Genomic DNA, 25,713 nt, shown 5'->3' with positions numbered 1-25,713 from the left:
ATGCCCCTTGGCTCTACACGGCGTTTGCAACGCGGCTTCACACTTATCGAAATCATGGTCGTGGTCATCATCCTGGGCGTACTGGGGGCGCTGGTGCTGCCCAATGTCATGAGCCGCCCGGATCACGCCAAGCTCACGGCAGCGCGCACCGATATACAGTCCATCTCCACTGCGCTGGAAATCTACCGCCTGGACAACGGGCGCTACCCGACCACAGCCCAAGGCCTGCAAGCGCTGGTCAAACGCCCGACCGTGGCCCCGCTGCCACGCCAGTGGAATACGCAAGGCTACCTCAAGACTGCTGCGTCCGACCCTTGGGGTGCCCCCTATCAGTACGCCAACCCCGGCACGCGCTCCGGACAGGGCTATGACCTGTACTCGCTGGGCGCTGACAGCCAACCGGGCGGCGAAGACAGGGATGCGGATATCGGAAACTGGGCCGAATGACATTGCGCCGCTCGCGGGGCTTTACCTTGCTTGAACTGTTGCTGGTGATGCTGCTGGCAGGCATTGCTTTGGGCATGGCAGGGCTGGCGGGTGGGGGGGATCGGCAACGGCTGGCCTATCGAGAAGCCGGCCTGCTCCTGCAAGTGGTGCAGCATGCCAGGCAGCAAGCGGTGCTCGAAGGGCAAGCACTGGGGCTACGCATCGATCCCCATGGCTACCAATTGATGCTGCGCGCGGGGCAGGTGTGGGCGGCGGCGGGCCAGCGGCGCGCCATCGAGCTGGACCTGCAGTTGGAAATCGACGGCGTGGCGGTGGTGCTTCACGGGGCAGCCAGCGGCGCGCAACTGGTATTTGCCAGCACCGATGAATACACCCCGTTTTCATTGCACTTTCATGAGGCGGGCGTGCGCCTTGCCTCCCTCACGAGCGATGGCCTCAATGACCCCTGGCTCGAACGCTGAACGCGGTTTCACCCTGTTGGAAGTGCTGGTGGCATTGTCGGTGTTCGCCGTGCTGGCCGCGGCAGTGACCTCTGCCACCCAGCATGTGCTGGCGCAGTCGCAGGGGGGGCGTGATCGCTTGTTCGCCAGCTGGATCGCCGACAATCACTTGACCGAATTACGCTTGCAGGCGCCATCGGCTGTTGGGCGTCGCACCCTGGAAGTCAGTTTCGACCAGCGCAGTTGGGTCGTGGCCGAGTCGAGGCGGCGCCTGGCTCAAGCGGCTCTTGTCGAAGTTGACGTGCGCGTGGGCCTGGCCGCTGATCCGCAGCCCCTGCAGCTGGCCACGGGCTGGCTGGAGGCTGGCGATGCCACGCAGTGACGGTGCCCGTGGCCAGCAGGGTTTTACCTTGCTGGAGCTGCTGTTGGCGCTGGCCATCTTTGCCTTGCTGGCGACCGGCAGCAGCCTGCTGCTGGACGCACTGGTGCGGGCCGATAGCGTACGTCAGGCGCAAGCCGATGAACTACGGGCCTTGGGCCGGGCCATGAGTGTGCTGCAGCGTGATGCCCTGCAGAGCTACTGGCCTGCGCCAAAGAGCAGGCGCGCAGGTTACAGCGTGCAGCTGGAACAGCAGCGGGTAGGCTGGCTGCTAGGGGCTGAGCGCGATAGCCAGCCGTTGCCACGCAGCGACCTGAGAGTGGTCGAGTACTGGCTGGCGGACGGCGTGCTGTGGCGTCAACGTCGCACGCTGGAACACGGCGTGGGGCAGCCTCAGCGGCTGCTCGAAGGGGTCGTCGAATTGCGTTGGCGGTTACACGCTAACGGCGCTGGGTGGCAAACCAGCTGGCCGCCGGCCCAGGTGCATCCACCCCAAGCCCTCGAAATCACCTTGTCGACCCAGCGTTTGCAAGGGATACGCCGCGTGCTGCCGCTGGCGGGGAGCAGCCTGTGAGCCGGGCGCGACAGCGCGGCGTGGCGTTGATCACGGTGTTGCTGGTCATGACCCTGCTGACCCTGATGGTTGCCGGCATGTTGCGCAGCCAACAGGGGCTGATCGGGGGCATCCGTCAGCAAATCGAGGCATCACGCCTGCAACAGCTCGCACACGCCGGAGAGCGCCTCGCCTTGGTTGAATTGAAGCAGCAGCGTGACACCCTGCTGCAGGTGACCCATGGCGGCCAGCCCTGGGCGCGAAAACAAACGCTGGATGTCCAAGAAGGGCGCGTGCAACTACGCCTGGAAGACCTCTCTGGGCGGTTTAACCTGGCTGCACTGACTGCGGGGAAAACACTCGACCCGGTCCTGCTCAAACGGTGGCAGCGCCTCTGCCATTCATTGCAGATCGAGCCACCTGCGCTGGACGCACTGGCCGGCAAGCCGCTGCTCGACCCTACCCAGTTGCGGGCGCTACCGGGTGTCAGCGGCGAGATGATGACGCGTTTGCAGCCGTGGGTAGTGGCGCTGCCACCTCGGGCGGCGCTCAACGTCAACACGGCCTCGGCGCGCATGCTCGGAGCACTGGAGGGGGTGGAGTTATCGGTTGCACAGCGCCTGGTGGATGTGCGCCCCGCCGCGGGGTACCCCAGCGTCCAGCGCTTCTTGGCGCTGCCCGAACTCATCGGCCTTGGCATTCAAAACCATGGCCTGACAACAGCCAGCCGATGGTTCCGCCTGGAGGTCCAGGCCGTGCTGGGTAACAAGCGCATGTACCTCTACAGCGACGTGGAAATCGACCTGAACACCGACCAGGTTCGGGTGGTGCGTCGTGTTTTTTCTGCACAGCCGGAGCTAAGGCCAGATGAGTGAAGTTTTTCTGTTTCTGCTGGCCGAGGGTATGGCCGCAGCCGATACCTCGTGGCCAGTGATTGTGCGCACGGCGCAGGGCCTGGAGCAGCGAACGCAACTGGGCGACCTACCGGCAGCGCTGCCAGGTGCAGCGGTGGTGGTGATCGTGCCGATGGAAATGGCCGGGTGCTGTGTGATCGGGCCAGTGCCTGGCAAGCGCCCCCGACGCGAGTCGCTGGCCTATGCCGCCGAAGAACAGCTGGCATCCCCGCTGGAAACCTCTCACCTGGCATTCGGGGCAGCGGATGAGCAGGGCTGCAGAAGGGTTTTGATGGTGGCGCTGGAAGGTTTTCAGCAGCTGCTGTCGCTGTTGCAGGCGCAGGGCATCGACCCCGTTGCTGTGCATGTCGACGCCGACCTGCTGGGAGGCAATGAAGCGTGCGCGCTGTGGTTCGAGGGGCGATGGCTGCTCGGCGGCGGTGGCTGCGCGCGTCTGGCAGTCAGTGCCGACGCCGCTCAGTTACTGGCGCGTCAGCTCCCGCGCATGGCCTGGATGGCCGAAACACACCACCCGGGCATGGCGCTGTGCAACCACCCGGTCCCTAGCGCCCTGGCTACCCTGGTGCAAGGGCGTGCGGGCGCGATCGACCTGCGCCAGGGCGCTTTGCGTCGACGGCGCAAGGGCCCAGGCTGGCATGGGTTGGCGGCAGGGCTGGCGCTGATCGTGCTGATGGCCAGCGTTGCCGATTACTTGCGTGCCGAATGGGTTTTGCAGCGTGCAACACAGCAGCAGGCCGAAAACGTCATGGCGTTTCAGCGTTGGGCGCCCGATCAGCCAGTGGGGCCTGATCTGGCGGCGCGCATCGTTGCTCTTGAACAGCGGACCATGCCCTCGACCGCTGTGGAGCGGTTGGCGTGGTTTGCCGAGCATCTGGTCTCCGCCGGGAATGTCACCCTCGAACGGGCCGAATCAGACCCCGCTGGCAGCTGGCGCATGGACGTTGCCGCGCAAGGCTTTGGTGACCTGGAGCGCCTTCGCGAACGGGTTCCCGGGTTGCTGGTGGAGCATGCAAGCCAGTCTGAACACGGCGTACGGGCTGCGCTCTCGTGGCAGGAGGCCGAATGAAACGTTGGCATGAATCGGTATGGGTGCGCCAATGGCAGCAGTTACCGGCTGGCCGGCGCACGTCATTGAACGTTGCGCTGTGGGGCCTCGCGTTTATCGCGGCCTGGCAACTCGCTTGGCTACCGGCCCAGGCCCGCCTGCAGCAGGCTGAGCAAAAACTGCTGCGAGCGCAGGCGCTGGGCGCGCAACTGCAGCGTGTCTCGCGGGCGCCGGTGCGTTCGCAAGGCTCGGTCGAGCGGCTTACCCCCGCCAGCCTGAGCGAGAGCGCTCGTGTGGCCGGGCTTTCCATCACCGCGCTGGAAACCCGGGCGGAGCAGGTGGATATCAGCCTGCAAGGCCCGCCTGCTGCGGTGTTCAGTTGGTTGCACAGCCTGGGCCGAGACACCGGAGGCGTGCGCAACATCCAGCTGCACGTAGACGGTGAGTGGCTTCAGGCCCGCTTTGCGCTGGCATTGAGCGAGGCCTGAAGCGAGGCGATGATCAGGCTGTCTTGGCGGGAAGGCGGCTCAGGTGCAACGCCACCAGCAACGCCACCGCCAGCAGGCTGCCAATGAACAGGCCGATGCCGTTCCAGCCCCATTGATGCCAGAACACCCCACCCGCGGTCCCCGCGACACTGGACCCTGCGTAGTAGCAGAACAGGTACAGCGACGAAGCCTGGCCCTTGGCCTTCAACGCCCGCCGCCCGATCCAGCTGCTGGCCACCGAGTGGGCACCGAAGAAGCCAAAGGTGAACACCAGCATGCCGAGAATCACCATCACCAGCGGGCTGGCCAAGGTCATCAGCAAGCCGCCCGCCATCACCACGATACTGACCCAGAACACCTTGCGCCGCCCCAGCTTGTCCGCCAGTGCGCCGACCTGCGCAGAGCTGTAGATACCCGACAGGTACACCACCGACAATAAGCCGACCAGCGCCTGGTTCATGTGGTAAGGCCCTGCCAGCAGGCGGTAGCCGATGTAGTTGAACAGCGTGACGAAGGCGCCCATCAGCAGGAATGCCTCGAGGAACAGCCAAGGCAGCCCGGCGTCCTTGAAGTGCATGACGAAGCCGTCCAGCAGGCTGCGAGGGTTCACGGCCTGCGGGCGGAAGTTGCGTGATTCAGGCAGGACCTTCCAGAACACCAGCGCCGCGACCAGTGCCAGGCCGCCGATGGTCAGCATGGCTGTGTGCCAGCTGACGAAGTCGATCAGTACCCCGGTGATGAGGCGCCCGCACATGCCGCCGATGGCATTGCCGCCGATGTACAGGCCCATGGCCAGGCCGATGTGCTGCGGGTGGATCTCTTCGCTCAGGTAAGTCATGGCCACTGCCGCCAGGCCGCTTAATGACAGGCCGACCAGTGCACGTGTCGCCAATACCGCTTCCCAGGTCGGCATCACCGCGCTGGCCAAGGTCGACAGGGCCGCGCAGACCAGCGCAAACACCATCACCGGTTTGCGCCCGAGGCGGTCGGAGATCGGCCCGGTGATCAACAGGCCGAACGCCAGCATGGCAGTCGATACCGACAACACCAGGCTGCTCTGCGCCGCGTTGATGGAAAACTCCTGCGACAGCAGGGGCATCATCGGTTGTACGCAGTACAGCAGGGCGAAGGTGGCGAAGCCGCCGCTGAACAGGGCCAGCACGGTCTTCATGAAGGCGGGGGTGCCTTTCTCGATCCACATTTCGTTAAGGGGGGCAGGTTCTGGGTCGACGGGAAGGGGAGCTACAGCAGTTTTCACGGGCGGGTACCTCTGGCGCAATGAAAAAAGCATATAGCTGGCTAATGATTAGATCCAATATATTGTTCGACCTATTTAAGACGTTTAGCGACTTGTTTGGAGCCGATCATGGAACTGCGCCATCTGCGTTACTTCATTGCTGTGGCAGAAGAGCTGCACTTTGGCCGCGCGGCCCAGCAGTTGGGCATTTCGCAGCCCCCCTTGAGCCAGCAAATCCAGGCGCTGGAGCAGGAGCTGGGTGCCCGTCTGTTCGACCGTACCAATCGTCGGGTCGAACTGAGCGAGGCGGGGCGGTTATTCTTGGAGGAAGCACGCCAGGTGTTGGCACAGGTGGAGAAGGCAGCCGATGTGGCGCGCAGGGCGCAACTTGGCGAGCTCGGCGAAATGAAGATCGGCTTTACCTCGTCGGCGCCATTTACCTCGAAAATCCCCAAGGCAATCCATGCCTTTCGTCAGCGCTTCCCGGCCGTGCACCTGAACCTCAAGGAGTTGAGCAGCCGTGATGTGGCTGAAGCGGTGTTTGACGAGTCCATCGAGGTGGGGCTGATGCGGCCCATGCCGTTGCCGGAGGGCCTGGTGGCGACCGAGCTGTTTCGCGAGCCGCTGGTGGCCGTGATCAATGCCTCGCACCCCTTGGCCGTGGGCACCGAGCAGGGGGTGCACATGGCCTCCCTGGCGCATGAGCCGTTCGTGTTCTTTCCGCGCAGCTATGGCAGTGGGCTGCATGCGCAATTGCTCAGCCTGGCGCGGCACGCCGGGTTCAGCCCGCATTTTGCCCAGGAGGCGGGGGAGGCGATGACCATCATCGGCCTGGTGTCTGCGGGGCTGGGGGTTTCGGTATTGCCGGCCTCGTTCCAGCGCATGCGCATCGAGGGTGTGGTGTACCGCACCTTGTTGGATGAAGGCGCGATGACCGCGGTGTGGCTGGTGCAGCGCGAACACGGCAGCTCAGCGATGGCCAAGGCGTTTGCCGAGCTGTTGACCGGGCAGGTCACGAAGCCTTCGTAGTGGCGCCCGGGCATCGCGATCAGTTCGCCATCATCACCCGACAATTGCCGCTGGCCTTCGCTGGCGAGCCACCACATACTCGGGCATTCGTTGATACACGGAGGTCTCTCATGCGGCGCGTGGTGTTCAATCAGAAAGGTGGCGTGGGCAAGTCGAGCATCGCTTGTAACCTGGCGGCGGTCAGTGCCAGCGAAGGTTACCGGACCTTGTTGATCGACCTGGATGCCCAGGCAAACTCGACTCAGTACCTCACCGGCCTGACGGGTGAAGATATCCCCATGGGGATCGCCGATTTCTTCAAGCAAAGCCTGTCCAGCGGGCCCTTCAGCAAAAAGAACAAGGTCGATATCTACGAAACGCCATTCGACAACCTGCATGTGGTGACGGCCACCGCCGAACTGGCTGACCTGCAGCCCAAGCTTGAGGCCAAGCACAAGATCAACAAGCTGCGTAAGTTGCTCGACGAGTTGGACGAGGATTACGAGCGGATCTACATCGACACGCCGCCGGCGCTGAATTTTTATGCGGTTTCTGCGCTTATCGCGGCCGATCGCGTGCTCATCCCCTTCGATTGCGACAGCTTCTCGCGCCAGGCCCTGTACGGCCTGCTGGCGGAAATCGAAGAGCTCAAAGATGACCACAATGAGGACCTGCTGGTCGAGGGCATCGTGGTCAACCAGTTCCAGTCCCGCGCCAGCCTGCCCCAGCAGATGCTCGACGAACTGCTGGCCGAAGGCCTGCCGGTGCTACCGGTTTACCTGGGCAGTTCGGTGAAGATGCGCGAGTCGCACCACGCCAGCTTGCCGCTGATTCACCTGGAACCACGGCACAAGCTGACCCAGCAGTTTGTGGCGTTGCATTCGTTGCTGGAAGAAAACGCTTAGGGGTTCAAGGGTAGGGCGTGAGCGTTGTGGTGGGGCAGAGACCGAGCGCCGCCCGCGCGGCGCTCGGTCTTACAGGCACAGAAAGCCTCAAGGCAAGCACCTTCCAGGCATCACGATGAACAGCTGATTTCCAGGTGCTTGCCCCACTCCGGCGGGCGCTGGGCGTATGGCTGCATCCCGGCCTGCTCCTCGAACGGCCGGCTCAGCACCTGGTGCAGCCGGCGCACTTCACTGTAATCCCCGGCCTCGGCCGCTTCGATGGCCTTCTGCGCCAGGTAGTTGCGCAGCACGTACAGCGGGTTCACCGCATGCATGCGTTCACGCCGTCCTTCGCCGTTCCCGGCCTCACGCGCGCAGCGGGCAAGGTAGTCCGCGCCCCAGGCGTCGAAAGCCAGCAGGTCGATGAAGTCGTCGCGGACGACCTTCAGCGCCTCGGCGACCGGCTGTTCACCCAGTTTGCGGAAGAACAGGGTGTAGTCCACGCCGCCCTTTTGCATGCATTGCAGCAGGCGCTCGACCAGTGCGAGGTCTTCATCCTCGGCGGTCGTCAGGCCCAGGCGCCGGCGCATGAGGTCCAGGTAATGCGCCTGGTACAACGGCAAGAACAGCCCCAGCGCCTCTTTGAGCGGTTCCACTTCGATCACCGTGGTCAGCGCCTGGGCCAGCGCACTGAGGTTCCAGTGGGCGATAGGCACTTGGTTGCTGTAGCTGTAGCGGCCACGGTCGTCGGAGTGGTTGCAGATGAAGTTGGCGTCGAAGTCGTCGAGGAAGGCAAAGGGGCCGAAATCGAAGGTGATGCCGAGGATCGACATGTTGTCGGTGTTCATCACCCCGTGGCAGAAACCATAGGCTTGCCAGCGGGCAATCAGCTCGGCGTTGCGCTCGACGATCGTGCGGAACATGGCCAGGTAGGGCTGTTCGGCCTCGCGGCATTCGGGGTAGTGCTGCTCCAGCACATGGTCGATCAGCACGCGTTGTTGCTCGGGCTGGCGGGTGTAGTAGAAGTACTCGAAATGGCCGAAGCGCACATGGCTCTGTGCCAGGCGCGTGAGCATGGCCGCGCTTTCGCGGCTTTCACGCCAAACCGCGGTGCTCGAACCGATCACGCACAACGCCCGGCTGGTCGGGATGCCGAGGGCGTGCAGGGCTTCAGAGGCGAGAAACTCGCGGATCGACGAGCGCAGCACGGCGCGGCCGTCGCCCATGCGCGAATACGGGGTCTGGCCAGCGCCTTTGAGGTGCAGGTCCCAATGTTCGCCCGCATCGTTCAGCACTTCGGCCAGCAACAAGCCACGGCCGTCGCCCAGGCGCGGGTTGTACGAGCCGAACTGGTGGCCGGAGTAGACCATCGCGCGTGGGTCGGCTTCTTCCCAGAGCTTGTGGCCGCTGAACAACTCGGCGAACACCGGCAAGTCGGCTTGCGCGGGGTCGAGGTCGAGCAGGGCCATGGCCGACTCGCTTGCCACCACCAGGCGCGGGTCTGCGATGGGTTCGGGCAGGACCTGGGTGGAAAACGCATCGCCCAGGCGGGCGAAGCGGTTGTCGAAGCTGAGTTGGTCGAGGGCTTTCACGGGTTGCTCCTGGAAATCGGTGCCAAGGGGGCCGCTTCGCGGCCCATCGCCTGATGGCTAGCGCAGCCCCCTGTAGGAGCTGGCTTGCCTGCGATCGAGGGCGCAGCCCTCGCAAGGATTCAGAACAGAATACGGTATTCGAGCCCCTTTATACCGCTTCAGTGCCATCCGATTTCGGCTGCTCCAGCGGAATCAACTGCTGCTTGCCACCCTTCTGATCCATCAGGAACACCTCGACCTGGCGTACCGAGATCTTGATGTTATGCGCCTTGAACTCGCGGTTGATGTAGCGGTTGATCTCGTCCAGCGTCGGGTTACGGTCGCCCAAGTCACGCACGTGCATGCGCAGTTCGTGGTCCAGCGAGCTTTCGCCGAAGTTGAGGAAGTACACGATCGGCTCCGGGTCCTTGAGCACCCGCGGGTTCTCATGGGCACCCTTGAGCAGCAGGTCGCGCACCAGGTCGAGGTCGGAGCCGTAGTCGATGCCCAGCTTCAAGGTCACCCGGGTGACCGTGTCAGTCAGCGACCAGTTGATCAACTGGCCGGTGATGAAGGTCTTGTTGGGGACGATGATGTCCTTGCGGTCGAAGTCGGTGATGGTGGTGGCGCGGATGCGGATTTTGCTCACCGTGCCGGACAGGTTGCCAATGGTGATGGTGTCGCCGATGCGCACCGGGCGCTCGAACAGGATCATGATGCCGGAGATGAAGTTGGCGAAAATCTCCTGCATGCCGAAGCCCAGGCCAACCGACAAGGCCGCTACCAGCCACTGCAGCTTGTCCCAGCTCACGCCGAGGGTCGACAGGGTACTGACGATGCCGATACCGACGATGGTGTACGACAGCAGCGTGGTGGTGGCGTAGGCGCTGCCCTGGGCCAGGTTCAGGCGTGACAGCACCAGCACCTCGAGCAAACCCGGCAAGTTGCCGGCCAGGGCGAAGGTGATGCCGACGATCACCAGCGCGCCGAGCAGGTCGCCCAGGCTGATGGGCACCATGCTGGCGGCAGTGCCGGTGCCACTGGTGTATTCGTACAGGGTGAAGTTGTTGAGGTAGGCGAACACCGAGATCAGGTCCGACCACACCCAGTACAGGCCGGCAATGAAGCCACCCAGCAAGGCCAGGCGGATCAGGCGCAGCGACTGTTGGTTGACCTGCTCGATGTCCAGCGTCGGCTCTTCGGTGATGACTTCGCCATCCAGCCCTTCTTTGGCCGCTGCACGTTTGCTCAGGGCGCGCTGGTAGGCCAGGCGCCGTGCGGCCACCGACAGGCCCCGCACGAACGCCGCTTCGATCACCAGCCAGAACAGCAGCAGGTACAGGGTGTAGATCAGCCGGTCGGTCAGCTTCAGCGCGGTGTAGTAGTAGCCGAAGCACACTGCGACGAACAAGGCGATCGGCAGGGCGGTGAACGCCACGCCGACGGCCTTGCGGAACAGCGACGTGTCGCGGTGCGCCGGGCTGCTCAGCAGCAGGCGGCTGAGCAGCCAGGCCATCAGCGCGTAGCAGGTCAGCACCACGCCGATGCCGAGTACATCATCGGCCAGTGCCGAAGGCTGGTGCTCGGCAACCGCCACCACGCCGACCAGTGCCAGCACCACGGTACCCAGCCTGCGCACCCAGCCCCGGAGGAATTCGACCTGCGGCTTGTGCCAACGGAAGTGCACTTCTGCCACGCCGCCAGGGGCGAGGATGCGGTAGGCGGTGTAGAACACCAGCCAGGCCTGGGCCAACTGCCACAGCGCCGCGCCGAGGTTGGCGTTTTGCCCGCGGGCGTCGATCTGCAGGGCATAGCTGCACAGGGCCAGGCCCAGGCTTACCGGCATCGCCAACAGAATGTTGATCAGGATGGCTTGGGGCGTGTGCCACTGGCTGTCACGGCGGAAGTGGCCGATGTCCTGGTGGACCTTGCTCAAGCGCAGGTAGAGGTATTTGCGCCGCCACAGCAGGGCGCCGATCACCAGCAGCAGCGGCAGGAACAGCAGCGGGCGCTGGCTCAAGCCATCGGCCAGCTCCTTGAGGCCGGAACCCCAGGGCAGGTCGGCGACCTGGCTGGCAAAGCGCTCCGGCACATAGCGCAGCCAGTCCCAGTCCAGCGGCTTGTTGCTGGGGATCCAGAACATCTGCTCGTCGAGGGTGGTGCGCAGGCCTTGGGCCGTGCCCAGCAACTGCTTCTGGTTGAGCTGCAAGGTGATCGATTCGTTGAGCAGCGCCGACAGTTCGCGGTTCAGGCGCTCCAGCAGGTCGGTGCGGGTGATCGCCACTTCCAGCAGGGCCTTGCGCAGTTGCGGCGTGACGTCTTCCGGCGGCTGGTTGGCCAGCAGCTTGTCGACGTAGGTGACCGGGCTGCTCATCTGCTCGCGCTGCTGGTTGATTTCGAACTGGTAAAGGCGGGTGTCGGCGATCTGGTCGGCGAGGTCGCGGTCGACCTTCAGGTGCGGCAGGGTCTGCTTCTGCTTGTAGAGGATCTTGGACAGCAGCAGGCTGCCCTTGAGCACGTTGATCTGCTCGTCCAGGGCCTGGTCGGCCTGGGTCAGGCTGTCGAGCTGCTGTTTGGTGCGCAGGTTCTGCTGGGTCAGCTCGTTGAGGCGGTCGGTGCTTTTCAGCAGGTAGTCGGACAGCTTGAGGTTGATCGTGCTTTCGGTGGCCAACAGGCTGCTGCCGCCGGCCTTTTGGGCTTCGATCGACTGCTGGGTGACCGCTTCCTGGGATTGAGCCAGGCGCTTGTCGTTGATCAGCGTCTGCAGGTCCTGGATCTCCTGCTCCAGGCGTGTGGCGCGCTCGATCAGCAAGTCGTGGCGGGCATTGCCAAGGTCTTGCAACAGGCTGTTGCCGGCCAGCTCCTGGCGGCGCAGCAGGGTCAGTGCATTGAGCGAAGCGAGCTCGGCACTGAGCTGGTTGCGCTGGTCGGCGTTGAGCGCCTTGCCGTTGTCCTTGCCAGATTTGAGGGCATTGTTGATTTGCTGGGAGCGGGCCTGGCTGTTGCTGATCTCGGCCTGGGCGCGCTCTGGGCGGGTTTGGGAATTGATGATCAGGCTGTTGGCTTCGGACAGCGCCTTTTGCAGCTCGCCTTGCAGGGTGCTGCGCTCGCTGAGCAGTTGCTCCAGCTGGGGCACCGAGAGGGTGGCATAGCGCTGCGCGACAGGCTGCGGCTTGCTTTCCTTGAGCCGGGCCAATTCTTTTTGGCTGTCGCTGGTTTCTTTCGGTGCGCCGGCCAGCTGTTGCTTCAGCGCGGCGAGCTTGCGCTCGTTGTCTTCCTTGCTGGCCAGCAGGCTCAGGGTTTGTTCGAGCACCTGCTGCAGGGCCTTCTGATCGGCCTCGGGCAGTTTGCGCTCGGCGATCTTGTCGAGGCTGTGCTGGATGCTGGCGGTGGTCGGCGCTTCGGCCGCGGCGTTCGCGGTGGCCGCGAACGAGAGGGACAAGCACAGCCCGAACAGGGCTGTGCGAAGGTACACGCGCAGGGACATAGGCAGACTACATTGTGGATCAGGCAGAAACGGAGTTTAGAGGAACAATCCTGGTCCGGGTCGCGTTCCTTCGGGGAATCTGACGCCCACTTTCTGGACATTGTTCCCGTCCATGGTCGCCACGGTCCAAATCGTGCCATGCCATTCGACCTGGTCGCCTACTACTGGAGCGCCTCCGACCTTCTGTCGGATGAACTGCGCCAGCGGCATTTTTGCGTCCAGGCCGTCGAGTTTCAGGCCGTAAAGTGCGGCCACGGCGCCGAGTTCGGCATCGCCTTCGAGCACGAAGTCGCCGAAGAAGCGCAGGTCCAGGCCACGTTGCGGCGCCTGGCTGAACAGCTTGCCCAGCGCGGGCAGGTTATGTTCGTGGCCGATCACGCAGAGCATGTCGCCCACCTCAAGTACCGTACTGCCCGACGGGTGCAGCAGTTGTTCGCCCCGGAACAGTGCGGCAATCCGTGTGCCTTCGGGCATCTTCAGCTCGCGCAGGGCCGCGCCGATGCACCATTTTTCGGCGCCCAGGCGGTAGACGAACAGCTCCCACTCGCTGGTGATGTGCACTTCCAGCGCCGAGCGGGAGATCGGCGCTGGGTCTGGCGGTACCGTGACCTTCAGCAGCTTGGCCATCCACGGCAGGCTGGTGCCCTGCACCAGCAGCGACACCAGCACGATGAAGAACGCCAGGTTGAAGAACAGCTGCGCATCGGGCAGCCCGGCCATCAGCGGGAACACCGCCAGAATGATCGGTACCGCGCCGCGCAGGCCGACCCAGGAAATAAAGCCCTTCTCGCGGCCATGGAAGGCCTTGAACGGCAGCAGCGCGGCGACCACCGACAGGGGGCGTGCAATGAGGATCATCCACAGTGCCAGGCCCAGGGCCGGCAGGGCGATCGGCAGCAGGTCATGCGGCGTGACCAACAGGCCCAGCACCAGGAACATGCCGATCTGCGCCAGCCAGGCCATGCCGTCGAGCATGTGCAGGATGCCGTGGCGGCTGCGAATCGGCTTGTTGCCCAGTACCAGGCCGCACAGGTACACGGCGAGGAAGCCGCTGCCATGCAGGGCGTTGGTCAGCGAAAACACCACCAGGCCGCCCGCCACCACCAGGATCGGGTACAGGCCACCGGCCAGGTTGATGCGGTTGACCAGTTGCAGCATCAGCCAGCCGCCGCCCAGGCCCAGCAGGCCACCGATGCCGAATTCGCGCAGCAGGTGGGTCAGCAGGCTCCAGTGCAGGCCGGTCTGGCCGCTGGCGATCATGTCGATCAGGGTGACGGTGAGGAACACTGCCATCGGGTCGTTGCTGCCCGACTCGATCTCAAGCGTAGCGGTGACCCGCTCGTTCAGGCCCTTGCCGCCCAGCAGCGAGAACACCGCCGCGGCGTCGGTGGAGCCGACGATGGCGCCGATCAGCAGGCCCTGGATCAGGCTCAAATTGAACAGCCACGCCGCGACCAGGCCGGTGAGGGCGGTGGTGATCATCACCCCTACCGTGGCCAGCGACAACGCCGGCCACAACGCCACGCGGAAGCTGGCCACGCGGGTGCGCAGGCCGCCGTCGAGGAGGATCACCGCCAGTGCCAGGTTGCCCACCAGGTAGGCGGTCGGGTAGTTGTTGAAGATGATGCCGCCACCGTCCACGCCGGCGACCATGCCGACGGCGAGAATGATCACCAGAATAGGGATGCCCAGGCGAGAGGACAGCGAACTGACCAGGATACTTGCACCCACCAGCAATGCGCCGATCAGAAACAGGCTGTTGATGGTGCTGGCATCCAAAGGCAGGTACTCCGGGATATCGCGGGAAGGGGGCTTGACTGGCAAGTCGCGTGCCAACTGATTCTAACCTGATGAATTGGCAGCATGTAAAGCGTTTCTGCAGATGAAAAAAAGGCACCGCGAGGGGTGCCTTCTTTTGTGTTGCCTGGGCGGGCCTCTTCGCAGCGCAAGGCTGCTCCTACAAGGGAGCGCGTTCCCCGGTAGGAGCAGCCTTGTGCTGCGAATGGGCCGCAAAGCGGCCCTCAGGGCAATCAGCCTTGCTTCACTTCACGCATCGGCTTGCCTTTGACTGGCGCACCGTTGGCCACGTAGTACTTGGCGGTGCTGCGCGGCAGTGGCTTGCGGTTGCGGATCTTGTCCGCGATTTTCTCGGCGATCATGATCGTGGTGGCGTTGAGGTTGCCGGTGATGATGATCGGCATGATCGACGCATCGACCACACGCAGGCCCTGCATGCCATGCACGCGGCCTTCACCATCGACCACTGCCATGTCGTCGGTGCCCATCTTGCACGAGCAGGACGGGTGGAAGGCGGTTTCGGCGTGCTCGCGGATGAACTTGTCCAGCTCTTCGTCCGTCTGCACGTGCGCACCCGGGCTGATCTCGCGACCACGGTACGGGTCCAGCGCCGGCTGGGCCATGATTTCGCGGGTCAGGCGGATGCCGTCGCGGAATTCTTGCCAGTCCTGCTCGGTGGCCATGTAGTTGAACAGGATGCTCGGGTGCTGGCGTGGGTCTTTCGACTTGGCCTGGATGCGCCCACGGCTTGGCGAACGCATCGAACCCATGTGCGCCTGGAAGCCATGCTCCTTCACGCCATTGGAGCCGTTGTAGTTAATCGCCACTGGCAGGAAGTGGTACTGGATGTTCGGCCACTTGAATTCAGGGCGGGTGCGGATGAAACCACCGGCCTCGAACTGGTTGCTGGCGCCGATGCCGGTGCCATTGAACAGCCACTCGGCGCCGATGGCCGGTTGGTTCCACCACAGCAGCGACGGGTACAGCGACACCGGCTGGGTGCACGCGTACTGCAGGTACAGCTCGAGGTGGTCCTGCAGGTTTTCGCCAACGCCCGGCAGGTCATGCACGACCGGGATGTCGAGGCTTTCCAGCAGGGCGCGCGGGCCGACGCCGGAGCGCTGCAGCAGTTGCGGCGAAGCGATGGCGCCGGAGCTGACGATGACTTCCTTGCGGGCACGGGCTTCGACGCGCTCTTCGCTGTCGCCGACCAGGTAGGTCACGCCCACGGCACGCTTGCCGTCGAACAGCACGCGGTCGCTCAGGGCATGGGTGACGATGGTCAGGTTCGGGCGCTTCTTGGCCTGGTCCAGGTAGCCGCGCGCGGTGCTGGAACGGCGGCCGTTCTTGGTCACCGAACGGTCCATCGGGCCGAAACCTTCCTGCTGGTAGCCGTTGAGGTCTTCGGTGCGCGGGTAACCGGCTTGCACGCCGGCCTCGACCATGGCGTGGAACAGCGGGTTGTTGCCAGCCTTGGGCGTGGCGACGCTGACCGGGCCTTCGCCACCGTGGTAGTCGTTAGGGCCGATGTCGCGGGTTTCTGCTTTGCGGAAGTACGGCAGGCAGTCCAGGTAGGTCCAGTCTTCCAGGCCTGGCAGTTCTGCCCAGCCGTCGAAGTCCATGGCGTTACCGCGGATGTAGCACATGCCGTTGATCAGCGAAGAGCCACCCAGGCCCTTGCCGCGGCCACATTCCATGCGGCGGCCGTCCATGTGCGGCTCTGGGTCGGTCTCGTAGGCCCAGTTGTAGCGGCGGCCCTGCAGCGGGAAGGCCAGGGCGGCTGGCATCTGGGTGCGGAAGTCGAAGCGGTAGTCGGGGCCACCGGCTTCCAGCAGCAGTACGGTGACGCTGGCGTCTTCGGTCAGGCGAGTGGCCAGGGTGTTACCGGCGGAACCTGCGCCGACGATGATGTAATCGAATTCTTGGGACATTTAAGTACCCTCGTTTGGCGGTGATCAGGGAGCGGGAACGCCCGTGCGCGCTGGCACGGGCGTGACTACACGCGGTTTAGAAAACCGAGGTGTAGCCGCCCAGCTCGACCTGGACCGACTTGATGCGCGTGTATTGAGCCAGCGAGCTGATACCGTTTTCACGGCCAACGCCCGACTGCTTGTAGCCACCGACCGGCATTTCGGCCGGCGATTCACCCCAGGCGTTGATCCAGCAGATGCCGGCTTCGAGCTTGTGGATGATGCGGTGGGCACGGGTGATGTCGTTGGTGCACACGCCCGCGGCCAGGCCGTATTCGGTGTCGTTGGCGCGGCGGATGACTTCTTCTTCAGTCTCGTAGCTGAGGATGCTCATCACCGGGCCGAAGATTTCTTCCTTGACGATGGTCATGTCGTCGGTGCAGTCGGTGAACACGGTCGGGGCCACGAAGGCACCCTTGGCGAAGTCACCTTCGGTCAGACGCTCGCCACCGCACAGCACGCGGGCACCTTCTGCTTTACCCTTGGCGATGTAACCCAGCACGCTTTCCATGTGCTGGAAGCTGACCAGTGGGCCGAAGTTGGTGTTTTCGTCTTCCGGGTTGCCAGCACGGATGCGGGCAACGCGCTCGGCGATCTTGGCTTCGAAGGCGGCTTTCAGCTCGGCAGGGATGAACACGCGGGTGCCGTTGGTGCACACCTGGCCGGAGCTGTAGAAGTTGGCCATCATCGCGATGTCGGCGGCCTTGTCCAGGTCGGCGTCGGCGCAGATGATCAGTGGCGACTTGCCGCCCAGTTCCATGGTCACTTCCTTGAGCGAGGAGCTCGAGGCGCTGGCCATGACTTTCTTGCCGGTGGTGGTGCCGCCGGTGAAGGAGACTTTTTCGATGCGCGGGTGCTCGGTCAGCCAGGTGCCGACTTCGCGGCCGCTGCCGGTCAGCACGTTGAACACGCCATCAGGCAGGCCGGCTTCGGTGTAGATCTCGGCCAGTTTCAGGGTGGTCAGCGAGGTGACTTCCGACGGCTTGAAGATCATCGCGTTGCCAGCGGCCAGGGCTGGGGCGGATTTCCACAGGGCGATCTGGATCGGGTAGTTCCACGCGCCGATACCGACGGTCACGCCTAGCGGCTCGCGACGGGTGTAGACGAAGGAGCTTTCACGCAGCGGGATCTGCTCGCCTTCGATGGCCGGCACCAGGCCTGCGTAGTACTCCAGCACGTCGGCGCCGGTGACGATGTCGACGTAGCGGGTTTCGGAGTACGACTTGCCGGTGTCCAGGGTTTCCAGCTGAGCCAGTTCATCGTTGCGCTCGCGCAGGATGTCGACGGCGCGGCGCAGGATGCGCGAACGTTGCATGGCGGTCATCGCAGCCCAGACTTTCTGGCCACGCTCGGCGCTTTCGACGGCTTTTTCGACGTCGGCCTGAGTGGCACGTTGCACGTGCGCGAGGACTTCGCCGTTGGCCGGGTTGATGGCCTCGAAGGTGGCATCGCTGCCAGCGTCGACATAACCACCATCAATGTAGAGTTTTTGCGTTCCGAAACGGGCCATAGTGTCCTCGCAAGTGCAGTGTGTGGTTGGCTAGCGCGTCACGCTCCTGCCGGGTTGGCAACGGCCGTGCGCGGTGGTTCAGAAGCCTGGTCGGTTGTGCCCAGGGACTGCTGTTTAGCCAGTTGTAGATCCATGTATTCGTAAGCGATTCGTATCGCCTGGTCGGTGTCGAAAGCATCTCCCGACAACGCGCCACGCAGCCATAGGCCGTCGATCAGGGCCGCCAGCCCGCGGGCTGCCTTGCGCGCATGGTAAAGCGGCAGGACGCGGCGGAACTGACAGCATAGGTTGGAGTACAAGCGGTGATCGTTGATCCGCTGCAACCTGTGCAAATCGGGCTGGTGCATGCTGGACGCCCAGAAGGCCAACCAGGTTTTCATTGCCGGGCCGTTCACCTGGCTGGCATCGAAGTTGCCCTCGATGATCACTTTCAGGTGGGCACGCGGGCTGTCGTCCGTCAGTGCCTGGCGCCGTGCTGCAACGCCTTCGTTGAGCATGTTCATGATGTAACCCATCGTCGCTGCAATCAGGCCGTTCTTGTCCCGAAAGTAGTGACTGATGATGCCGTTCGACACGCCGGCCAAACGGGCAATGAGCGCAATGCTGGCATCTCCCAGCCCCACCTGATCGACCGCTAGCAGGGTGGCTTCGATCAATTGCTGGCGGCGGATGGGTTGCATACCGACCTTGGGCATCTTGCATTCTCCTCAGGCCTGACAAGCAGACGACAAGCGGCTGACTCGGCGAAGGCCAGTCTATTTTGTTTTGATTGAACGTTCAATCAATAAAGAATAAGCTCTGCGACAATTTGTGCCATTGACAGTTTTTCAGGCTGTTTCGAGCGCACGGATTGACACCCCAGGAAATCGCGTAACCCCCGGAATACAAGGCGTTGACGGGCATGTGCGATGCGAAATGCAGATTCTGCCGAACGGTCATCGACCTGCGGCAGGCCCTTGGAGCGGGCGGGGTGCTCTGTGACGAATGCGCGCACCACGGTGTTGGATGCGGCATTTTTTGCAGACCACCTGTCTGTTTTTTTGCAACGTATCGATTCGGGATCACGGTTTCCAGGGTGCTTTTATAACACCTGACGCAGTGGGGGTATTCCACCAATTGCTCGGGAAAAGACTGATTAGCCTCCACAGCCGTACTGCCCGGAGCATTCGTGCAATGAGTTCTGCCTCCCTTACCAAACCCCCCGCCGAGAGGGTCCGGGTCAATAGCGTCGTGTTCTACACCTCGGCGTTGCTGATCCTTGCGTTGACTGCCTTGCTTATCGCTGTACCCGAAACCGCAGGCCAAGTGCTGGGCGTGGCCCAGAAGTGGCTGACGCGCACCTTCGGCTGGTACTACATGCTGGTGATCTGCGGATACCTGGTGTTCGTCGTTTACCTGGCCTTCTCCGACTACGGCAAGCTCAAGCTGGGTGGCAAAGATGACCAGCCCGACTTCAGCTACGGCGCCTGGGCCGGCATGCTGTTCTCGTCCGGTATCGGTATTTCGCTGCTGTACTTCGGCGCGTCCGAGCCGCTGGACCACTATTTCAACCCACCGGAAGGCACGCCTGCCAGCCTCGAAGCCGCGCGCCAGGGCCTGCAGCTGACCTTCTTGCACTGGGGCCTGCACGGCTGGGCGATCTACGCCCTGGTCGGTCTGGCCGTGGGTTACTTCGCCTACCGCCACAACCAGCCGCTGGCACTGCGCTCGGCGCTGTATCCGCTGGTGGGTGAGCGTTGGGTCAAGGGCGCTGCCGGCAATGCCGTGGACATCTTCGGCATGTTCGTCACCCTGCTGGGCTTGGTCACCAACCTTGGGATCGGCTCGATGCAGGTGTCTTCGGGCCTTGAGTACCTGTTCGGCATGGACCACAGCAAGACCAACCTGCTGGTGGTCATCCTGGTCATGGCCGGCGTTGCCACCGTGGCCGCAGTGTCGGGCGTGGAGAACGGCATCCGCCGTCTGTCCAACCTGAACATCATCCTGTTCAGCGGCCTGCTGATATTCGTGCTGCTGGGCGGCGAGACCCTGCACCTGCTCAATGGCTTCGTGCAGAACGTTGGCGACTACCTCAATGGTATCGTGCTGAAGACCTTCGACCTGTACGTCTACGAAGGCGAGGCGGGCAAGTCCGAGCGCTGGTTGGGCCTGTGGACCGTGTTCTACTGGGCCTGGTGGATTTCCTGGGGCCCGTTTGTCGGCATGTTCATTGCTCGTATCTCCAAGGGCCGTACCGTGCGCCAGCTGGTCATGGGCGTGTTGCTGATCCCGCTGGGCTTCACCCTGGCCTGGCTGTCGATCTTCGGCAACACCGCGCTGGACCTGGTGATCAACCAGGGCGCCGTGGAGCTGGGCAAGACGGCCCTTGAGCAGCCGTCGATGTCGATCTACCAGCTGCTGGAATACTTCCCGGCCGCCAAGATCGTGATCGGTGTGGCGGTGTTCGTCGGCTTCGTGCTGTTCCTCACCCCAGCCGACTCCGGCGCGGTGATGATGGCCAACCTGTCGTGCAAAGGCGGCAAGGTGGACGAAGACGCCCCGCACTGGATGGTGGTGTTCTGGTCGGTGATCATCACCCTGGTCACCATTGGCCTGCTGTTCGCCGGCAACTTCGAAGCCATGCAGACCATGGTGGTGCTGGCTGGCCTGCCGTTCTCGGTGGTGCTGGTGCTGTTCATGTTCGGCTTGTACAAAGCCATGAAGCAGGACGTTGCGGTGGAGCAGGAGCGTGCCGAACTGGCCGCCCGTGGCCGCCGCGGCTTCAGCGAGCGCCTGACCCAGCTGGAACTGCAGCCGACCCAAGCCGTGGTGCAGCGCTTCATGGACAAGCAGGTCAGCCCGGCCCTGAAAGAAGCGGCCGAGCAGCTGCGCACCCTGGGCTTCGAGGTTGAAACCCGTGTGGGCCAGTCGCGCAACATGATGGGCCTGCGGGTGATGATGGAAGAGGGCAACCCCTTCGTCTACGAAGTGAGCCTGGACGGCTACCTGGCCGCGCCGAGCGAGGCGCCGGTCGAGGGCGAGCCGGAAGTGCAACAGCGCTTCTACCGCGCCGAGGTGTACCTGCACGATGGCAGCCAGGAGTACGACCTGATGGGCTTCGCGCCGGAGCAGATCGTGCGTGATGTACTCGACCAGTTCGAGAGCCATCGCCAGCTGCTGGGGCGTGTGTACAGCTGATCGTTGTGAAAAAGGGCCCTGCTGAACAGCAGGGCTTTTTTTTGCCCTGCAATAAGTAGCACCAGGTGGCAGAGCGCACGCGACAGGCTTCCCGCTCATTTACCTGGAGTGCCTTCGTATGACCCCCTCGGACGCATCGACATTCGATTTCAAGCGAGCCGCTGCCCGGCAGTTCGCCGCCCGTCCCACACTACGCCAGGTCGTCAGCGACCAATTGCTCACCTTACTGCTGGCAGAGCTGCCATGGCTGGCCTATGTACAGCCTGCATTGCCGTCCGCTGATAAAATCATGCTGGACAGCCCGGACCCCTCCACACCCTATTGGTCCACTCAGCCTTTGGTCGATCGTGTACTGCAGGCCATGCTCGAATCGCGCTTTCTCGATCTGGAGCCTGTCGAAGGCCGCCATCATAAGCTCGGCCTTGATGGGCATTATCGCTTCGCCGGCTCCGACAACGTGCTCGACACCCGCCAGCTCAGTGGCCTGAGTGAACCGCTAAATGACTTGATCGAGCAGCTGCCGCAGCTTTTCTGCGAGGCGCAGCTCGGCTTTTGGGCGAGTGCCGGGAGTACCGGTGCAAGCCGTGATCATTGGCTGCAGTTGCTGTTGAGCACGGCCCTGCTGCGGGGGCTGCCCTTGCAAGGCCTGGATGCACAGGAGCAGGCCTGCATTCGCGGCCTGATACGCGGCGGTGCCGACCAGCCTTCTGTGGGCTTCGTGAAGGTCCAGTTGACCCAGGGTTCCCGTGAGTCGGAAGAATTGCTTAGCCATCTGCTGGTGACAGGTGAGTGGGATGAGCGGCAGGTCGTGCTCTGGTGCGCGCCGTCTGGCGAGGTACGCAGCTTTGCCTCGCTGGCCGCTTTCGCCTGGGCCCTGCGTGATGACCTGGCGCAGCGCTACAGCTTCGATGCCATGTCCTGGCGGCTTTATCCGGTTGAGGGCAATGTATTTGCACAGCAGGTGTCGGCGTTGCTGGAGACGCTGTTCACTCAGGTGGACAGGGTGAGCTACCGCCGCTTGAAAGATATCGCCGCTCTTGAGCAACTGTTCGCCCAGATAAGTGACCCCGCGCAGTGGTTTGACAGCTACCTGGACGACACTCCGGCGGTCAAGCCCCCACCGGCTTTGTCGACCAGTTCCGGCAGCGACAGCGTGGCCTACCGGGCGGGTCTGTTGCAGCTGGCAGTCGCTCAGCTCGACGCCGAAGGGGTGGCCGCCTTGGACGGCATCCTGAGCCTTAAGGATTACACCCGCCAGCAGCTCACTGAACAGATGCAATCCGCTCACGCGCAGGCTATCTCCCCGGATGACCTGGTGATCGAGTTCTTCGTGGCGCTGGGTATTCCGGGGGGCGCAGGCGTGGGCCCAGGCGGCGGTGAGTCGGTGGCGTTCGAAGGTAGCAAGACCCTGACCGAGTTCGCCATTGGCAACCTCGGCACGCTCAGTGGCGCCTCGATACGGCGCATACGCCGCGCCGATGGTACCGCTGCACCGGCATGGCTTGATGCCAATGCGGCCAGTCAATTGGTGAGTCAGATCGATGTGGGTGGCAACTATCCCACCTACGTCGCACATCTGCTTGACGACCCGTTGCAGCGTGCGCAGCGCGTCCGGCGCTTCGCCCGAGAGTGGCGCAACGCCCTGCGCTTCAGCGCATTAGGTGCCAAGCTCGACGGCAAGGTCACGGAAGCTGGGCTGCAATGCGTCGTTGACTTCTGTGCAGGCCATTTCGACCCGCAGACACCCCGTATGACCCTGATGCCGCTGACCTTTCGACGCCAACCAGGCTCCCGCCAGCAGGACCTCGTTCGCGGCATGTATGTGCTGTTCTGTGCCAAGCCTGAGCTGGTGCTGCTGTACCGGCCTTTATACCCGCAGGACACCCTGCGTGAGTACTCGAGCCTGGCGGCGTTGCTCGCTCACATCCAGGAGTCCACGCTGCTGCAAGCGAGCATTTTGGACTGGCTGAACCCACAGGTCCGCCATATTTACGACCATGGCGGGTTCCATGAGCCGCACGTCACCAGCATTGGTATCGACCCGTCCAGTTTGCCCGAGCGCCCTCAGCCGCCTGTCATAGAACCGGTGTTCTGGACCACCGCTATCGATGAAAGGTTATACAACGCCAACCGTGATCTGCTTGTCGAACTAGCGGACATGCAATCCACCTCGAATGCCGAGCGGCGGTGGGAAACCCTGTCCCAGGGCGCCTGGCTGCTGTTCGATGTGCTGTCGCTGGCGCTGCGTGGCCCGGTGGCTAGCGTGGCGTGGCTGGTGCAACTGATCACCTCGCTGGAGAACGACCTGCTGGCGCTCGAGCAGGGCGGCGAGTTCGACCGCCCCGCTGCTGTTTCAGATCTGTTGCTGAACTTGAGCATGGTACTGCTGCATGCGCGGCAGCCGGCTCCGCACCCTGTTCCGCACCCTGCCACGACCGGAACACCTCCCGATGTTTCGACGTTCGACTTACCTGCCCCGCAGCGCGGGGATTTTGCCGAGGTCTTGGTGGTCCCTGCTGGCGGTGAGGCGGCGGACATCGGTCAGCTGTCGGCACAGCCGCAATACCATCTGGACTTCTCCTGGCGTGGCAATCAAGGGTTCAACTGGCTTGCACCTGAGCAGCGCCGAGCACTGCGCGCCATGCGTACGGGGGTGTCGCTACCCGACTCTGCATTGCAGGTCACGGGCGAGAAAGCAGGTCTGTATCAGATCGAGGGGCACCTGTACGCGACCCTGGATGCCGATGCTTACCTGGTTGAAGTGGTCGACGGTGGTGTGCGGGTGATCGACGGCAAGGGCGGCTTTGGCCCGTGGCTGATTCATGCTAACGGCGCTTGGCGTATCGATGGTTCGCTTCGTCTCTCTGGCGGGATGAGGCGACATACACGCGACAACATCGCCCATCTCTTCCGCAAGCACCATTCTACTGTTGCCAAACTTAATGAGCAGGTCAGAGCAGCGACGCTCCGCTTTGCCGATGCCGGCTTCAGCATTCCGGTTTTGCGAGAAAAGGTCGCAAAGCTGGGTGAACTGCTGGAAACAGAGCGGGCCAAGCTGGCGTTGGCCACCACAGACAGCGAGCAGGCCGCGTCCAGGGCAATGATTGGCCGGTACGAAGCGCGTCAAGCCGAATGGGACGCGCAAATTCGTAGCAAGCGCAATGAAGCGGTAGGGCAGGTTGAAGAGATCGTTCGGGACTGCCAGGAGATTCTTGGCACGATCGAGACCATGTTTGAACCCAAATTTGCCCGCGAACGGCGAGCGGGGGTGGAAGCTGGTCTGACAGAGCAGCGGCGAGAGGTTCAGCTCAGCCTGATTCGTAACAGCGATTTTATCCTCAGTGAGCTCTGGGATTTGGCGGATTATCAGGATCTGACCGCTATGCAGCAGCACCTTCATGGTCAGCCTCTGCAACAAGTGCTTGAAGCCTATAAGGCATTTCGCCGCAAGCTCGAAGGCGTCGTAGAGATTCAGGATCGCATGTTGGCTGCATTCGAACATCTCGACCAGCTATTGGTCGATGTGCCAGGCGAGGAAATCATCAGCAATCCCACCGAACCGGAAAGCCGCAGCGTTGATTCACTTATTGCCAAGCGCACGTTCAGCACGGTTCAGTTCCGCTTCCATCAGGTGTTGAACCTTGCCGATTTGGCTTTACACCTGGATAGCATCGATGGTCAGCGCACAATCAATGTATTCCGGGAGGAGCTGTCGGGGCTGTCATTGCGTAATGCGGGGGGTGCCCATGGTGAGCTCGACTTCGCCAACCTGCCGCTCGAGGACCGTATCACCATCTTGCAGGAGGCATGGGACGAATACGCAGCTGCGCTGGTCAACAGCTTGCGAATTCGCGAAACGGGTGGGGCGTTGATTGAAGTTTCGATGTTGGACCGCTACCGGACGGAGTTGGAGAAGCTCAAGCGTGATGCAGGGCGTCGGCTGGTCGCGTTGATCAAGGAGCAGGAGGGTGCCCGTGCGCCTGACGCGCGCTTGCCCTACATCATCTCAAGCGAGCCGCAGCGGGCGGTGCGTAACGCGGAAGGGCAGATACTGATCGGCAAGAAAGAGCTCGATGCCGATGGTCAGACGGTGTATCAGGTGCGTGATCCGTTCAATAACTCGGTGTTGGCCACCTTTGACTGGAGGGACGGCCAATGGCATGAGCGAGGCCGTGAGCCAGCACCGGCCGACCCCGAAATTGACGCAACTGATACGGCGTTTCGGGTGCAGGCGCTGCTGGACGAGAACGATCAGCTTCTGTTGAAGGCCGACGAATACGTGGTGAATGACCTTAAAAGCACGTTGCTTGCGCGCCTGTTTGATCTTCAGATAGACAAGCTGGGGCAGGCGGCAACGATATTGGGCGAGGAAGGCGCCAACGCCACCCTTATAAGACGCCTGGAGGTTGCCTCGGACCAGATGCGGTCGCAAAAAAACCTCAAGCTGACCATGCTGTACACCGACACGCGCTACCCCAGCGCCGATGCGTTACGTTTTCTGCATGAACAGAACCTGATCAAGGTGGAGTACGTCGCCCCGCGTCAGGTCATGGCCAATGGCAGCACCTTCGACGAGTACAAGATCATGCGTCTGGCGCAACCAGGCGCCGCATCAGGCCGGCCGTTGTGGGCCGCACACTTCCACATGCCTGCCGCTGATGCGCTGGCGCGTGACTTCACCTTGGGCCATTTGAAAACCTGGAGCCAGCGTCGCTTGAGTGGGCGCGAGGAAGGCTCAACCCAGCGGGTGCATAGAGGCAAGCTCACCCTGGAACAGGCGCGCGGCATCATCCCGTTCGATTAAGG

The 25,713-nt window shown here is 63.0% G+C and carries 18 protein-coding genes; 11 read left to right on the top strand and 7 right to left on the bottom strand.

Annotated elements, in window-relative coordinates; all coding sequences use genetic code 11:
- The 7 genes from gspG to HU764_RS24150 are packed head-to-tail and all read left to right on the top strand — an operon-like array spanning position 1 to position 4,266.
- Positions 1-447, top strand: a complete 447-nt coding sequence (gene gspG / locus HU764_RS24180; protein WP_099455598.1) for a type II secretion system major pseudopilin GspG — start codon at positions 1-3, stop codon at positions 445-447.
- Complete coding sequence (gspH, locus tag HU764_RS24175) at positions 444-908, top strand: type II secretion system minor pseudopilin GspH (protein WP_186702443.1); 465 nt, start codon at positions 444-446, stop codon at positions 906-908. The genes gspG and gspH overlap by 4 nt, the downstream gene beginning before the upstream one ends.
- Positions 886-1,269: a type II secretion system minor pseudopilin GspI gene (gspI, locus tag HU764_RS24170; RefSeq protein ID WP_186677106.1), complete on the top strand. Its 384-nt coding sequence runs from the start codon at positions 886-888 to the stop codon at positions 1,267-1,269. Before gspH ends, gspI begins: the two co-directional genes overlap by 23 nt.
- On the top strand, positions 1,256-1,840 hold the full coding sequence (gene gspJ, locus HU764_RS24165; RefSeq protein ID WP_186677108.1) for a type II secretion system minor pseudopilin GspJ: 585 nt from the start codon (positions 1,256-1,258) through the stop codon (positions 1,838-1,840). Before gspI ends, gspJ begins: the two co-directional genes overlap by 14 nt.
- Positions 1,837-2,694, top strand: coding sequence for a type II secretion system minor pseudopilin (locus HU764_RS24160; protein ID WP_099455594.1), 858 nt, complete (start codon positions 1,837-1,839; stop codon positions 2,692-2,694). The genes gspJ and HU764_RS24160 overlap by 4 nt, the downstream gene beginning before the upstream one ends.
- Positions 2,687-3,799, top strand: coding sequence for a type II secretion system protein GspL (gene gspL / locus HU764_RS24155; RefSeq protein WP_186702442.1), 1,113 nt, complete (start codon positions 2,687-2,689; stop codon positions 3,797-3,799). Before HU764_RS24160 ends, gspL begins: the two co-directional genes overlap by 8 nt.
- Positions 3,796-4,266: a type II secretion system protein GspM gene (locus tag HU764_RS24150; RefSeq protein WP_186677119.1), complete on the top strand. Its 471-nt coding sequence runs from the start codon at positions 3,796-3,798 to the stop codon at positions 4,264-4,266. Before gspL ends, HU764_RS24150 begins: the two co-directional genes overlap by 4 nt.
- A gap of 13 nt (positions 4,267-4,279) precedes the next feature.
- Here the strand turns inward: HU764_RS24150 and HU764_RS24145 are convergent, their stop codons facing one another.
- A complete protein-coding gene (locus HU764_RS24145) occupies positions 4,280-5,467 on the bottom strand; it encodes an MFS transporter (RefSeq protein WP_225935768.1) in 1,188 nt (395 codons plus the stop codon).
- A gap of 165 nt (positions 5,468-5,632) precedes the next feature.
- On the opposite strand from HU764_RS24145, the gene HU764_RS24140 reads away from it, so the two are divergent.
- Positions 5,633-6,532 (top strand): LysR family transcriptional regulator, encoded by a 900-nt coding sequence (locus tag HU764_RS24140; RefSeq protein WP_027592365.1) that lies wholly within the window; start codon positions 5,633-5,635, stop codon positions 6,530-6,532.
- 110 nt (positions 6,533-6,642) lie between these two features.
- Positions 6,643-7,416, top strand: coding sequence for a ParA family protein (locus HU764_RS24135; RefSeq protein WP_027592366.1), 774 nt, complete (start codon positions 6,643-6,645; stop codon positions 7,414-7,416).
- 110 nt (positions 7,417-7,526) lie between these two features.
- Here HU764_RS24135 and selO read toward each other — a convergent pair whose 3' ends face one another.
- The 6 genes from selO to betI all read right to left on the bottom strand — a co-directional run bounded on the left by selO (position 7,527) and on the right by betI (position 18,425).
- The gene (selO, locus tag HU764_RS24130) at positions 7,527-8,987 is read right to left on the bottom strand and encodes a protein adenylyltransferase SelO (RefSeq protein WP_186677126.1); all 1,461 of its coding nucleotides are present in this window, start codon (positions 8,985-8,987) and stop codon (positions 7,527-7,529) included.
- A gap of 148 nt (positions 8,988-9,135) precedes the next feature.
- A complete protein-coding gene (gene mscK, locus HU764_RS24125) occupies positions 9,136-12,453 on the bottom strand; it encodes a mechanosensitive channel MscK (RefSeq protein ID WP_186702440.1) in 3,318 nt (1,105 codons plus the stop codon).
- 36 nt (positions 12,454-12,489) lie between these two features.
- Positions 12,490-14,232: a potassium/proton antiporter gene (locus HU764_RS24120; protein WP_027592369.1), complete on the bottom strand. Its 1,743-nt coding sequence runs from the start codon at positions 14,230-14,232 to the stop codon at positions 12,490-12,492.
- Positions 14,233-14,483: 251 nt separating this feature from the next.
- The gene (gene betA, locus HU764_RS24115) at positions 14,484-16,181 is read right to left on the bottom strand and encodes a choline dehydrogenase (protein ID WP_186677138.1); all 1,698 of its coding nucleotides are present in this window, start codon (positions 16,179-16,181) and stop codon (positions 14,484-14,486) included.
- 76 nt (positions 16,182-16,257) lie between these two features.
- Complete coding sequence (gene betB, locus HU764_RS24110) at positions 16,258-17,730, bottom strand: betaine-aldehyde dehydrogenase (RefSeq protein ID WP_099455585.1); 1,473 nt, start codon at positions 17,728-17,730, stop codon at positions 16,258-16,260.
- A 38-nt stretch (positions 17,731-17,768) separates the two neighbouring features.
- Positions 17,769-18,425, bottom strand: a complete 657-nt coding sequence (gene betI / locus HU764_RS24105) for a transcriptional regulator BetI (RefSeq protein ID WP_027592372.1) — start codon at positions 18,423-18,425, stop codon at positions 17,769-17,771.
- Positions 18,426-18,903: 478 nt separating this feature from the next.
- On the opposite strand from betI, the gene HU764_RS24100 reads away from it, so the two are divergent.
- Positions 18,904-20,907, top strand: coding sequence for a BCCT family transporter (locus HU764_RS24100; RefSeq protein WP_027592373.1), 2,004 nt, complete (start codon positions 18,904-18,906; stop codon positions 20,905-20,907).
- A gap of 118 nt (positions 20,908-21,025) precedes the next feature.
- Positions 21,026-25,711 (top strand): dermonecrotic toxin domain-containing protein, encoded by a 4,686-nt coding sequence (locus HU764_RS24095; RefSeq protein ID WP_186677158.1) that lies wholly within the window; start codon positions 21,026-21,028, stop codon positions 25,709-25,711.
- Positions 25,712-25,713 lie beyond the last annotated feature (2 nt).

Origin of the sequence: Pseudomonas kermanshahensis (genome assembly GCF_014269205.2) — a bacterium.
Lineage (GTDB): Bacteria > Pseudomonadota > Gammaproteobacteria > Pseudomonadales > Pseudomonadaceae > Aquipseudomonas > Aquipseudomonas kermanshahensis.
The sequence above is the reverse complement of the archived record's forward strand: the minus strand, read 5'-3'. Positions and strand labels throughout refer to the sequence as shown.